This is a genomic window from Nocardia pseudovaccinii NBRC 100343 (genome assembly GCF_001613225.1).
Classification (GTDB): Bacteria; Actinomycetota; Actinomycetes; order Mycobacteriales; family Mycobacteriaceae; genus Nocardia; species Nocardia pseudovaccinii.
This window is the reverse complement of sequence record NZ_BDBY01000364.1, coordinates 1-12,897: the sequence shown is the minus strand read 5'-3', so window position 1 is coordinate 12,897 and position 12,897 is coordinate 1. Positions and strand designations below refer to the sequence as shown.

At 67.5% G+C, this 12,897-nt stretch carries 12 protein-coding genes; 10 read left to right on the top strand and 2 right to left on the bottom strand.

Going from position 1 to position 12,897, the window contains the following annotated elements; translation table 11 throughout:
• Together NP3_RS39660 and NP3_RS39655 are read left to right on the top strand one after the other, a co-directional pair.
• Nucleotides 1–624, top strand: a 624-nt coding sequence (locus NP3_RS39660) for an ATP-binding cassette domain-containing protein (protein ID WP_157124857.1), incomplete at its 5' end; no start/stop codon positions are given.
• Between the two features lie 68 nt (nt 625–692).
• Nucleotides 693–1,439 carry a Fic family protein gene (locus tag NP3_RS39655; protein ID WP_063046850.1) on the top strand — a complete coding sequence of 249 codons (747 nt, stop codon included), beginning with the start codon at nt 693–695 and terminating at the stop codon, nt 1,437–1,439.
• 492 nt (nt 1,440–1,931) lie between these two features.
• Here the strand turns inward: NP3_RS39655 and NP3_RS39650 are convergent, their stop codons facing one another.
• Entirely contained in the window at nt 1,932–2,801 is an 870-nt protein-coding gene (locus NP3_RS39650) for an HAD family hydrolase (RefSeq protein WP_063046849.1), read from the bottom strand.
• A 368-nt stretch (nt 2,802–3,169) separates the two neighbouring features.
• Between NP3_RS39650 and ssd the strand changes: the two genes are divergently transcribed.
• From ssd to NP3_RS51845, 7 genes are all read left to right on the top strand, one after another.
• A complete protein-coding gene (gene ssd, locus NP3_RS39645) occupies nt 3,170–4,279 on the top strand; it encodes a septum site-determining protein Ssd (protein ID WP_063046848.1) in 1,110 nt (369 codons plus the stop codon).
• Entirely contained in the window at nt 4,276–5,463 is a 1,188-nt protein-coding gene (locus NP3_RS39640; protein ID WP_063046847.1) for a TadA family conjugal transfer-associated ATPase, read from the top strand. The genes ssd and NP3_RS39640 overlap by 4 nt, the downstream gene beginning before the upstream one ends.
• Before the next feature lie 208 nt (nt 5,464–5,671).
• Nucleotides 5,672–6,463 carry a type II secretion system F family protein gene (locus tag NP3_RS39630; RefSeq protein ID WP_063046845.1) on the top strand — a complete coding sequence of 264 codons (792 nt, stop codon included), beginning with the start codon at nt 5,672–5,674 and terminating at the stop codon, nt 6,461–6,463.
• Nucleotides 6,464–6,503: 40 nt separating this feature from the next.
• Complete coding sequence (locus tag NP3_RS39625) at nt 6,504–7,121, top strand: type II secretion system F family protein (RefSeq protein ID WP_063046844.1); 618 nt, start codon at nt 6,504–6,506, stop codon at nt 7,119–7,121.
• 588 nt (nt 7,122–7,709) lie between these two features.
• Nucleotides 7,710–7,895 carry a DUF4244 domain-containing protein gene (locus tag NP3_RS39620; RefSeq protein ID WP_040686072.1) on the top strand — a complete coding sequence of 62 codons (186 nt, stop codon included), beginning with the start codon at nt 7,710–7,712 and terminating at the stop codon, nt 7,893–7,895.
• Nucleotides 7,896–7,957: 62 nt separating this feature from the next.
• Nucleotides 7,958–8,272: a TadE family type IV pilus minor pilin gene (locus tag NP3_RS39615; RefSeq protein WP_063046842.1), complete on the top strand. Its 315-nt coding sequence runs from the start codon at nt 7,958–7,960 to the stop codon at nt 8,270–8,272.
• A 521-nt stretch (nt 8,273–8,793) separates the two neighbouring features.
• Nucleotides 8,794–9,183, top strand: coding sequence for an Rv3654c family TadE-like protein (locus NP3_RS51845; protein ID WP_063046852.1), 390 nt, complete (start codon nt 8,794–8,796; stop codon nt 9,181–9,183).
• Between the two features lie 332 nt (nt 9,184–9,515).
• Here NP3_RS51845 and sftH read toward each other — a convergent pair whose 3' ends face one another.
• Nucleotides 9,516–11,897 (bottom strand): DEAD/DEAH box helicase, encoded by a 2,382-nt coding sequence (sftH, locus tag NP3_RS39605; protein ID WP_373864818.1) that lies wholly within the window; start codon nt 11,895–11,897, stop codon nt 9,516–9,518.
• Nucleotides 11,898–12,333: 436 nt separating this feature from the next.
• Here sftH and NP3_RS39600 point away from each other — a divergent pair, with 436 nt between their 5' ends.
• Complete coding sequence (locus tag NP3_RS39600; protein WP_011206895.1) at nt 12,334–12,540, top strand: cold-shock protein; 207 nt, start codon at nt 12,334–12,336, stop codon at nt 12,538–12,540.
• The last annotated feature ends 357 nt before the right edge of the window (nt 12,541–12,897 follow it).

The window sequence follows — 12,897 nt, the reverse complement described above, 5'->3', positions numbered from 1 at the left end:
ATGGTTCTGGGTCTGCTCGAACCGACATCGGGTTCGGTGACCTTCGACGGTCGCGAAGTGGCGAAGCTGGATCGTAAGGGCGCGTTCGCATTTCGCCGCCGAGTGCAGCCGATCTTCCAGGATCCTTACGGTTCGCTGGATCCGATGTACTCGATCTACCGCACCATCGAGGAGCCGCTGCGCACGCACAAAATCGGCACCGCCAAGGAACGTGAGGCAACGGTGCGCGACCTGTTGGACAAGGTGTCGCTGCCCTCCTCGGTAATGCGCCGCTACCCCAATGAACTCTCCGGTGGCCAGCGCCAGCGCGTCGCGGTGGCGCGTGCGCTCGCGCTCTCCCCGGAGGTCGTGGTGTGCGACGAGGCGGTGTCCGCGCTCGACGTCCTCGTCCAGGCCCAGATCCTCAAGCTGCTCAACGACTTACAAGCCGAGCTGGGTCTGTCCTATCTGTTCATCACCCATGACCTTGCCGTCGTCCGCCAGATCGCCGACGATGTCCTGGTCATGCAAACCGGCAGGATCGTGGAGGCGGCCACCACCGACGAGGTCTTCCAGAACCCGACGCAGGAGTACACGCGCCGCCTGCTCGACGCCATTCCCGGACGGGACCTGCTGGCGGGCTGACCAGGGGGCGATAGCGAGACACTGGGGGCCGTGAACACGCCGCGCCGCAGGCGCTGCAAAATGTCTCAGTGACCGATCCGCTACAGCCCCTCGTCGATCTGCCAGGAGTGCGCGAAGCCGCCGATAAGGCGCGTGACGCGCTCGCCGCGGTGCACCGGCACAAGGCGAACCGGCGGGGCTGGCCGACCACGGCCGCCGAGGCGGCCGTGCGTGCCGCGCGCTCATCCGCCGCCATCGAGGGCGGCAGCACCGAGCTGCCCGCCGACGGCCGGGTCGCGGATCCGATCCTGGCCGGCTCACTGCGGGTCGGGCAGGCGCTCGACGGTGACGCGCTGCGGAATCTGGTCGGCACCTGGCAGCGCGCACCGCTGCAGGCGCTGGCCCGGCTGCATCTGCTGGCCGCGGCCGATCTGGTGACCGACGAGGCGCTGCTCGGGCGGCCGCGCGCTGACGGCGGGGTGGCCGAACGGCTCGACCTGTTGGTGCAGACCGTGCTCGGATCCAAGGCACCCGCGCCGGTCGTCGCGGCGGTAGTGCACGGTGAATTACTGACCCTGCGGCCCTTCGGTACGGCCGACGGCATCGTGGCGCGGGCGGCCTCTCGACTGGTGGCCGCGTCCAGTGGGCTGGACCCGCACAGCCTCGGCGTACCGGAGGTGTTCTGGTTGCGGCGGCGTCAGCAGTATCTGGATGCGGTGGCCGGATTCGGCTCGGGTGCCCCGGATGCGGTGGGCGGCTGGGTCATCCTGTGCTGCGGAGCCTTCGAAGACGGTGCGCGAGAAGCGACATCGATCGCCGATGCGGCATCCGGATAGGGGCCTGCACACATCAAAGCGGGCGGCGTTGTCGTTGACGACCTCACCGCCCGCTAGCACGGATACCCGGTTACCAAGCGTGCTATGTGGGTTGTGTTCTGCGGCCTCGGCGATTATCCGAACTCCGCCGGTTCATCCCCGCAACCTGTGCGAGGCCTTCGCCGTCGAAAACCCGGATCTCGCAGGCCCACAACGCTTCTGCCCTTGTCGCGGCGCGCTCCGCGTGGGTGCCTGGTGCCCGTGCTGGGAAGGGTAGGTCGGGGAGCTGAACCTTCTCTTCCGGTTCCGCTCAGGCCTTCCGGCCTTCCGTAGTTACCTTTCTACACCTGTGACTGCCCTCACATCAAGGCTTGGAAAAACATTAAATAACCGGCGTGTCTATCGGTGTTTCGTGGTTAAATGCCTGGTCGCAGCGGCCTCTGTGTTATGTCGGCAAGCCCTCGGCCGCGCCCCTCGACAGCCCGGCAACGCGGCCCGCACCGGGTGGCAATGTTAGCGGCGCCTGCGCAACAGCCGGTAGCTGATCGCCCCGGCCAGCACCGCGCTCAGCCCAACCGCCGCCGTCGCGGCAAGGGTGGTCGAGGACGGACTCTGGAAACGCGCCCACAGCGAGACCGGGTTGGAGAACGTGAGAATCGGCCAGCCCTTGGCCACCGCTTCGCGTCGCAGATTGCGATCCGGGTTCACCGCCGTCGGGTGCCCCACCACGCTCAGCATCGGTAGATCGGTCACCGAATCGGAATAGGCATAACACCGCGACAGGTCGTAACCCTCAGCGGCAGCGAGCTTTTCGATCGCGGTCACCTTACCCGCACCGTAGCAATAGAATTCGACCTCGCCGGTGTAGCGGCCGTCCTCGACCACCATCCGGGTCGCCGCGGTATGCGAGGCGCCGAGCACCTCGGCGATCGGACCGACGATCTCCTCGCCCGAGGCCGAGACGATCACCACATCGTGTCCCCGGATCTTGTGGTCGGCAATGAGATCCGCGGCTTCGGCATAGATCAGCGGGTCGACGAGTTCGTGAAGTGTTTCGGCCACAATGGATTTCACCTGCTCCACATCCCAGCCCGCGACCATATTCGTCAGATTGGCGCGCATGCGCTCCATCTGATCGTGGTCGGCGCCCGAGAGCATGAACAGGAAGTGAGCGTAACTGCTCTCCAGCACCGCGCGCCGGTTCAGCAGGCCCTGTGCGTAGAAGGGCTTACTGAACACGTAGGTGCTCGATTTCGCGATCACCGTCTTGTCGAGGTCGAAGAAGGCGGCCACGCGCTCGCCACCGGCGCTCGGTCGCTTCGTCGGCGTCGCGTCCTGTGCCGTCTGGTCCTCGAGCTCTGTCTGGTCGCCATCGGCCGTCACCCGTTCAGAATATGCATGCCGCCGCGAGGCTGTCGGACGGGTCGGGCGTCTGGTTCGTTAAGCGGGTTTGCCCCGGAGACGCCGGGCCGGTGGTGGCCACAAAGTTCTCCGTCGACAGACTTGCGTTGTGGCCCGGGCTTGGGTGTAGTATTGCTGGCACCTGGACATAGTCCAGGCGCGTTCAGCCCGACCCCCCGGGGCTGAACCCGACGGCCCCAGCCTCCTCCCCCCCCGGCTGGGGCCGTCCTCTATTTCCGGGTAGGTTCCCCCCGGTTTCGAGCCTCCGGATTTATCCACACCCCCCGAGTTATCCACATTCGGCATATTGCATCTTCTGCCCGGCTTTGTCTTCGAGCACGCTGACCTGCATGAATCTCGAAGCCGCCCCGGCACTCACGCCGCCGCCCGCGCTCGTGCTCATCCAGGACACCCGGCTGCGCGATGAGGTGCGCCGGGTCGCGGCGGCCGCGGAGCGCGAGCTCGACGAGCGCACGCTCTCGGTCGGTCGACACACCTGGGTGGCGGCGCCTCTGGTGATCCTCGACACAGTGGCGGCCGAGAGCTGTGCGCGGGCCGGTTATCTCCGGCGGATCGGCATCGTGCTGGTGACAGACGGGGAACCCGGATTGACCGATTGGCAGGCCGCAGCGGCTGTCGGTGCCGAGCGCGTCATCGCGCTGCCCGGTGCCGCGGTCGGACTTATCGAGAAGTTTGCTGAGCACGGCGAATACCGCGTCGGCGACGGTGTTGTCGTCGCGATCGCGGGTGCCAGCGGCGGTGCGGGCGCCTCCACATTGGCCGCGGCGACCGGACTGCGATCCGCCGCCGAGCGCTTCCGGCACGACACCGTGCTCGTCGATGGCGCACCCCTCGACGGCGGTCTCGACCTGCTGCTCGGCATCGAAACCGGGACCGGACTGCGCTGGCCGGATCTGGTGATCGAGGACGGCCGGGTGTCCGCCGCCGCACTGCACAGCGCACTGCCGGCAGCCGCCCCGGGACTGGCGGTGCTGTCCTGTGGCCGCGGCGGTGCCGGACGCTTGCCCGCCGAAATCGGCCCTGCCGCCGTCCGTGCCGTCATCGAAGCGGGCCGTGCCGCAGGCGATTTGGTGATATGCGACATCTCGGGCGAACGCGGCCCACACGCCGACCAGATACTCGATGCGGCCGACCTCGTCGTCCTGGTCGTCCCCGCTCGCCTGCGCGCCGTGGCCGCCGCGGAATCGGTCGCCGCCCATATCGGTAGGCGAAATCCCAACCAGGGCTTGGTAGTCCGCGGCCCGGCCCCCGGCGGACTCCGCGGCCACGAGGTCGCCGAGGTCCTCGATCTCCCCCTCCTCGCCGCCGTCCGAGCCCAGCCCGGCCTCGCCGCCCGCCTCGAACGCGGTGGGCTTACTTTGCGCCGCGGGCCTCTCCGCGACGCTGCGGACGCAGTGCTCGGGGTGCTCAGCGCTCCGGCTGGGAAGGGGCTGCGATGAGTGCGTTGGTGACGTCGGAGTTGTTGGATCGGGTGCGGGAACGGTTGTCGGGAGCGTCGGGGGATCCCGATCCTGCGCAGGTGGCCGCTGCTATCCGGGCCGAGGCGGGTGGCGTGCTCGGTGACACCGATCTGCTGCGGGCATTGCGGCTGTTGCAGACCGAGATGACCGGAGCGGGGCTGCTGGAGCCGCTGCTGCACGATCCCAGGGTCGCCGATGTGCTGGTGACCGCGCCGGATGCGGTGTGGATCGACCGGGGCTGTGGGCTGGAACGAACCCCGGTCGTCTTCCCGGATGAGGCGGCGGTGCGCCGCTTGGCACAGCGGTTGGCGCTGTCGGCCGGGCGGCGGCTCGACGACGCGCAGCCCTGGGTGGACGGCCGCCTATCCGGAAGGGAAGCGGCACTGGGGGATTCGTTCGGAGTCCGGCTGCACGCGGTGTTGGCGCCGGTGGCACACGGCGGCACCTGCCTGTCGCTTCGCGTGCTGCGTCCGGCGACACAGGGACTGGATGCGCTCGCCGCGGCGGGCGCGGTACCCGCCGACGCGAAACTTCTACTGGAGCGGATCATTCGGGCCAGACTCGCCTTCCTGGTGGTCGGCGGAACCGGCGCGGGCAAGACAACGCTCCTGTCCGGCCTACTGGCCGAGGTCGCCGCCGACGAACGCATCATCTGCGTCGAAGACGCCGCGGAACTGGCGCCCCCGCATCCCCACGTAGTGCGCCTGGTCGCGCGCACCGCGAACGTCGAGGGCGTCGGCGCGGTAACCGTCCGCGATCTTGTGCGGCAGGCCTTGCGAATGCGACCCGACCGAATCGTCGTCGGCGAAGTCCGCGGCGCAGAGGTAGTCGACCTCTTGACCGCCCTGAACACCGGCCATGACGGCGGCGCGGGCACGGTCCACGCGAACTCACCCCGCGAGGTCCCCGCCCGCCTGGAAGCCCTTGCCGCGCTGGGCGGTATGGACCGAGCCGCCCTCCACAGCCAACTCGCCGCAGCCGTCCAGGTCGTACTGCACGTCCACCGCCGAGCCGACGGCTCTCGCGGCCTCCGCGAAATCGGCATCGTAGACCGCGACCCCCAAGGCCGCGTCACCATAGCCGCCGCCTGGCACGCCAATCAAGCGTCCACCCCCGCCGCCCCTACCCTCACCCGTCTCCTAGACGAACGGCTCGACCAATGAATGCGGGAATGGAGCGCACGGCGCTCGCAACCCGGACGGCTTCGCTGTCGCGCGTGCCTGTGGTCCCGTCGTCGGATGCGGTGCTGGTGCTCCTCGCGGACGCGACTCCGGCAGCGTTGCGGTCCAGTCTGATCGCGGCAGCGGTGCACTCGGGAATTGCTGGTCGGATGGCGCCGTCGCGGCGCCTGGTCGGCGAACGGTTCGGTCGATGATCGCGGGATTGGTGTGTCTGGCGATCGGGGTTTTGCTGGCGCCACCGCCGAGTTCGCGGCGTCGGTTCGTCAGGCTGTTCACGGCGTCGACAGCTGCCCGAAAGTTTCGGCGGGGCAGTGGGTTTCGGGTGGCCTTCGCTGTTGTCGTCGTGGGGGCGTCGGCCGTTGGTGCCGGTCCGTTGGTTGCGGCGGTGCTGGTTGGGGGAACGGTCGGTATTCGGGTGCGGTGGGCGAGTCGGGAGCGGCGGCGCAGTGCGGAGTGCGCCTATCTGTTGGACGCGCTCGAGGCGGTGATCGGAGAGCTGCGGGTGGGTGCGCATCCGAGTGCGGCGGCGGAGGTGGCCGCGCAGGAGTCGCGCGGGGAGGCCGCACGCGTCTTCGCGGTGAGCGCGGCGCGCAGCAGACTTGGTGGTTCCGGTGCGGACGGATTGCGCGAATCCGATTCGATCGTCGCCGCGGAACTCGCCAGGATCGCCGACGCGTGGCAGGTCGCCGAGCACCACGGTCTAGCTCTCGCGGAACTGCTCTCGGCCGCTCGCGCGGACCTATTGGGGCGCCTCCGTTTTCGCACGCGCACCACGGCCGCACTGGCCGGTGCTCGCGCCACAGCGGCGGTCCTGGCGGGCCTACCGCTGCTCGGTATCGGCCTGGGCCAATTGATGGGTGCCGCTCCGCTGCACGTACTCCTGAATCCGGGTGCCGGAGCCGTACTGCTGCCACTCGGCGCGGCACTGGCGTGCATCGGCTTGCTGTGGACCGACGCGATCACGCGGAAGGTCTTCGTATGAAACAAATCTGCTGGTCACTCACGGATTCGAAGGGGTTGGAATGATTGTGATCACCAGTGCGCCAGTGCTTTCGCTCGCGATGGCATTGGTCGTGCTGCCTGGACGAGTTGCGATGAATCGACGATTGCGGCTGCTAGGAGAGTCGGTTCCACAGCCGGTCGCCCTGGTATCTCAGCGCAGCATCAACAGCGATCCGCTGGCCATAGCCTCGGTATTCGACCTGCTGGCCGCCTGCCTACGAGCGGGATTGCCGATGGCGTCTGCGGCCCGAGCGGTGGCACCGAGCGCGCCGCCAGCCCTCGGCGCGGCACTGCGCAAGGCGGCCGACCTGCTGGCACTGGGCGCGGACGCGGCAACCGCCTGGGATCAGGTGGCCCGCGACGGCGCAGACCAACCAGGCGCCGAGGAGGTCGATTCGCTGGCACGCATGGCTCGGCGCTCCGCCCGCTCCGGTGCCTCACTCGCCACCGCCATCGGCGAACTTGCCGAACAGCGCCGCAGCGGAGTCGAAGATGCGGCCGCCGCGCGCGCCGAACGCGCCGGTGTCCTCATCGGCGGCCCTCTAGGCCTCTGCTTCCTCCCCGCCTTCGTCTGCCTCGGCATCGTCCCCGTAGTAATCGGCCTCGCGAGCCGCGTCCTCGGAGGCGGACTGCTGTGAAAACTACGCGGCGGGGAAGTACCGCATCACGAGCGACGGGTTCGCGAACGACCGAGCTACCAACGACCCAGCTAGACGCTCCCGGTTCCGACAGTTCTGCTGCCCCGGACAGCGCGGCACGGTGCGCGACCGAGCTGGGGATGCCCACTCGGAGCAGGACATACCTGGGCGCGATCGCGCCGGACTTTGTCAGGCCGGAGACCGTCGCGCGGGGCGTTATCGATCACGGCAAAGGTGCCGTTGCTGAGCTGCCGGGTGCTGCGCTCGGGAGCGCTGAGCTGTGTGGTGCGGTGCCGGGGTGCGCGCGGCCGGAAAGAGCGTATGGGCGCGGAGTGCGCGCGCGGGACATTGTCGACCCGGTGCAGGGCGCGCACGGTTCTGTCGAACGCGGCGGTGTTGAAGGTGCCGTCGCGGAGCTACCAAGTGCGTTGCTCGGGACGGTTGAGCTGCGCGGCGCGGTGCCGGGGTATGCGCGGCGGGGAAGAGTGTGTCGGCGCGGAGTGGCCGCGCGGGCGGGAATGAGAGGGGAAGACGGTGCGAACGGGGATGATGCGGGATCGGGTGATGCTTCGGCTGAGAGCCGTTGGCATGGAGGTGCGGGCTCGAGTGCTGCGGGTGCTGGTCGCGGACGACGGGATGAGTACGGCGGAGTATGCGATCGGGACTATTGCGGCTGCGGCGTTCGGGGCCGTGCTGTATGGGGTGGTGACCGGGGACAGCATTGTGAACGCGCTGACGAAGATCATCGACAAGGCGTTGAATACCGCGGTCTAGCGCGGGGTAGTTGTCGATTAAACTACTGTGGTGCAACGCATCTCGGTGACGATCGGGGTGCGGTGACGGTTGAGGCGGCGATCGCGCTGGCTGCCATCGTGTTTGCGGTGGTGCTGTGCCTCGGTGCCTTGCTCGCGGCGTCGACGCAGGTGCGCTGTGTCGACGCCGCTCGCGAAGCGGCCAGGCTGGCTGCCCGCGGTGATCAAGCGAATGCGGTGCCGGCGGCGCGGCGGGTAGCTCCGCCGACCGCCGACATCTCGCTGCGCAGTGAGGGCGACCGGGTAGTCGCGGCGGTCTCCGCCCGCGCACCCCTGCTGCCCTTACTGGTCCTGCGCGCCGAGGCCGTCGCCGCCCGCGAGCCAGGAGCCGGGCCGTGACCAACAACGGCCGACCAATGGACCGCGACGTGCCACCGGGCACAACACAGATGAAGGACAGCGACGTGCCGCGGCACCGAACCGCGGCAGTAAGGATGCCCAGTGACCGAGCAGTAGAAGCAGCTCCGCCGAACAGCCCGCTCTGCCGACGAAGCGCCCACAATCGCAGCGGCATCGTCGACCGGTGCACAGGACGTCGCTGCTGCGCCGCCGCTGACCGCCGGTCTAGTGCGCTTACATCAGACGACACGCAAGTGTTTTACGTCGAAGTGCGGCAAGCCATGAACGTCCGAGTCGCCTGCGGGTGCGGAGCATTCCCGCCCGGATGCGGCCGAGGTGCCAGCGGGCACAGCGTCTTGATGCGGCGGCCCAGGGCTGGTGATCGAATCGACCGTCGGCGCAGCGAGTGGCTATTCGCAGGTGTGAGGCAGCGTCGTCACTCGTGGGGAGTCCGGGCGGACAACCGAGCCGACCACGGGTGCGATGCGATTGCTTCCAGGGGTGCGGACGGCCTCGATGGAGTGGAGCAGGCGCGCAAAGCGAACGCGGTCGGTGAGGTACGGCGGGACGACGGCGTTGCGACGGTGTTCGCCTGCTTGGCGCTGGCTGCTTTGATCGGCGCGACGCTATTGATCGCTCAGGTTGGGTCGGTTGTTGTAGCGCGGCATCGAGCGCAGGCTGCGGCGGATTTGGCGGCATTGGCGGCGGCGGGGGAACTCGCGCGTGGGGCCGATGTCGGATGTGCGGAAGGGGCGGAGATTGCGCGACGGATGGGAGTGCGGATTCAACAGTGTGAAGTCGTGCAGTGGGATGTGATCGTCACTGTTGAAGGGAATGTACCAATGGGTCTGTTAGGAAAGCGGACTGTTCGCGCGGTTGCTCGTGCCGGACCTGTAGAAGTCGGAGCGTGACCGGTACGTACTTACACTCGCCAGTGGTACTTCACGATGCCGGAATTCGGTAATTGCGATGCTCGAATAAATACGCCATTGCCTCAATTTACTTAGTAGTCGCGGAACGCAATCGAATGAATCTGCACGTCGGGCGGTAATGGCCGTGGCAATACCTCAGTTAACATGAATCTAATCCTCTTTATTCGGCGGTCCGACACGCCCGGCGCCGCAGGGCGAGGCGCGCCGACACGCGCCTATAACCCCTGGTGACCACCCGGAAACGTGGACAGGTGATCACGTTCGGGGATCGGCGCTGTCACGAACCGAGCGCGGTGCCTTCGCCGTGCTGGTCAGTTGCCCGTATCGGCGGCCAGTTCACCCAGAACCGCGGCCAGCAGGCGGGCCGCACCGGCCTTGTCCAGCGGATGGTTGCCATTGCCGCACTTGGGCGACTGCACGCAGGACGGGCACCCGACCGCACAGGTGCACGTCTCGATCACCGCGAGCGTGGCCGACAACCAGTGATATAGCTGCGCGAACCCGCGTTCGGCGAAGCCCGCACCACCGGGCTGCCCGTCATAGACGAAAACTGTCGGCAGTCCGGTATCCGGGTGCTCGGCGGTCGAAACGCCGCCGATATCCCACCGGTCACACGTCGCGACCAGCGGTAATAGACCGATCGCCGCATGTTCGGCGGCGTGCAGCGCACCCGGTACCCGTGGCGTATTCAGGCCTGCCGCCGCCAGCAGCTCGGGTGTCACCGTGTACAGCACCGCGCGCGTCGGCAGCGTCTGCTCCGGCATATCCAGCTCGACCAGATCCAATACCTCGCCGGTGCGCAGCGTTCGCAGATACCCGATTACCTGGCTGGTGACGCTGACCTGCGCCAATGCGGTCGTCACCCGGCCGTGGCGGCGCTCTTCGGTGACCGTGTCGACGGCGATGGAGGTGACCTGTCTTGCGCTGGTGGTCCAGCCGGGATCGGTGCTGCGCACGAAGGCCACACCGCCCTCTAGATCCAGCTCATCGACCAGGTAGGTATCGCCTTGGTGCAGGTGAACGGCCCCTTCGTGCAGCGTCGCCCGCGCTCTTCCGGCATCGGCCGTGCCGAGCAATCTGCCGGTCTCGCCATCCACGATGGCAATGGGTGTGCCGATGCCACCGCGCACGTCGACGGCATCGTGCGGCTGCGCCTCGGCCGTCGCGAACCAGCGCGCGCTACCGTCGCGCACCGCGCCGTTCCGGCGTCGAATCAACCCCTGACCTGCGAGATCGGTGAGCACCCCACCCGCCCCGAGCTCGTCGACCTCATCATCGGTGAGCGGGAGTTCCAACGCCGCGCACAGCAATTGCGGGCCCAGTACATAGGGGTTGTGCGGATCGGTGATGGTGGCCTCGATCGGCTTGTCCAGCAGCGCGTCGGGGTGGTGGACCAGGAAGGTGTCCAGCGGATCGTCCCTGGCCACCAGCAGCACCAGCGATCCCTGCGTGCGCCGCCCCGCGCGCCCGGCCTGCTGCCAGAACGAGGCGACCGTGCCCGGAAAACCCGAGATCACGACCGCATCCAGCCCCGCTATATCGACGCCGAGCTCCAGCGCATTCGTAGTGGCCGCCCCCAGCAGCGACCCGTCCGACAGCGCGGCCTCCAGTTCGCGCCGATCCTCCGCGAGATAACCCGCCCGGTAGGCGGCGACTCGTTTGCTGAGCTCGGGATCGACGTCGGCGAGCAGCCTGCGCGCCTCGATCGCGGTCAGCTCGGCGGCCCGCCGCGACCTGACGAACGCGAGCGTGCGCGCGCCCTCGACCACCAGATCGGCCATGATCCTGGCCGCCTCCGACGTAGCGGATCGCCGAACCGGCGCACCGTTTTCGCCGGTCAAGGTGGTCAACAGCGGCGGCTCCCACAGTGCGATGGTGCGCGAGCCCTGCGGCGATCCGTCCTCGGTGACCGCGGCGCAGGGCGCGCCGATCAGCCGGGATGCCGCAGCCGCGGGCTCGGCCGTGGTGGCCGAGCACAGTATGAATACGGGATCCGCACCGTAATGTGCCGCGATCCGCCGCAGCCTGCGCAACACCAGCGCCACATGTGAGCCGAATACGCCCCGGTAGGCGTGGCATTCGTCGATCACCACATAGCGCAGCCTGCGCAACACCCTGGCCCAGCGCTGATGTGAGCGCAGCATGCCGACGTGCAGCATGTCCGGATTCGTGAGGATCAAGCGGGCATTGGCCCGCACCCATTGCCTGACCTCGGCGGGTGTGTCCCCGTCGTATGTGGCCGGATGGACATCCCGCAACGGCCCCTCGTGCGTCAATTCCGCTATTGCCCGCAGCTGATCAGCACCCAATGCCTTGGTCGGCGCCAGATAAAGGGCAGTGGCGAGTGGGTCTTCGCGCAGTGCGGTTAGCACCGGTAGTTGGTAGCCGAGCGATTTCCCGGATGCTGTGCCGGTGCTGACGACAACGTGCAGGCCGCTCGCGGCCAGGTCGGCGGTCTCGGTCTGATGAGTCCACGGCGCCTCGACTCCGGTGGCTCGCAGCGCGGCGACGACGTCGGGCGCGGCCCAATCCGGCCAGGTAGTCGTGGCTGCGGGCCGTGCGGCGAGCTCGACGACATGGGTGAGACGGGGGTCGTCGTCGGGCGCCCCGTCAAGGACACGATTCAGCAACGATGCCCCGTAACTTCGGCCGTTGCTGGCGCGTGGCCGGGTGGCCGGGTCGGTCGGATTCACGACTCGGGCTCCGCGACACGCGCAGAAAGTGTGAAACGTGTGCGCTTGGGAAGCCCCACCAGCCATTTCGATACCAAATAGCGACCTGGGTCACAGGCTGTTTGCCAGACACTGGCTCGGTTATCCGTAAGCAAACGAACCACAAGTCTGGATTCCGGCATTGTGTCCCTCACCTGCGCATTCGCAAGATCAACTTTTTTGCAAATTGTCGGTAACTCGACTGTTGAATTGCTCGAAGACATGGTTCACTAGTTCCTGGTCGCAAGCTTCTGTGTTCGAGGGACGGATCCAAAGTCCAAACCGTCAGCAGGATCGATGTTGCGAACGGTGTGCTTGGTGCTTTCCTGCAGGGGGAACCAACAGTACAGCGGTCGGAACGGACCCGGTGGATGAACCTACTTGTCCGCCGTTCCGGTAAGAAAAGAGAAGGAACAGAATGGCACAGGGAACTGTGAAGTGGTTCAACGCGGAGAAGGGGTTCGGCTTCATCGCGCCGGAGGACGGCTCCGCTGACGTCTTCGTCCACTACTCCGAGATCCAGGGGTCGGGTTTCCGCACCCTCGAGGAGAACCAGAAGGTCGAGTTCGAGGTTGGCCAGGGCACCAAGGGCCCGCAGGCCACCGGAGTTCGCGCGCTCAGCTGAGCGTCGAAACAATCCGCTCGTCCCTCACCACCGGTAACGGAGGTGAGGGACGAGCTATATCTGGGGTAAGACAAAAACCGACGCGTACCTGCGGTGCGGTCGTATTGCCATAGGCACTGCATACTGATCACCAGCGACGCAGGTACGCTCTGTGGTTCGAGTCGCAAGCGCTCGGCCACACGTCGCGTCAAGGTATAAACGTGTCTGGTGGCAACGTCCTCCCCGTCGCCGCCGCTTGCCCCAGCCGCGCACAGCGCGAAGAAGCGCCGCGCGGGTCGATAAGGAAAGGTGTATTCGCCGGTGGCAACACGAGACCGCGGTGCAGCCGACCAGGGCCGTCCCCTGCGTCGTCTCGTG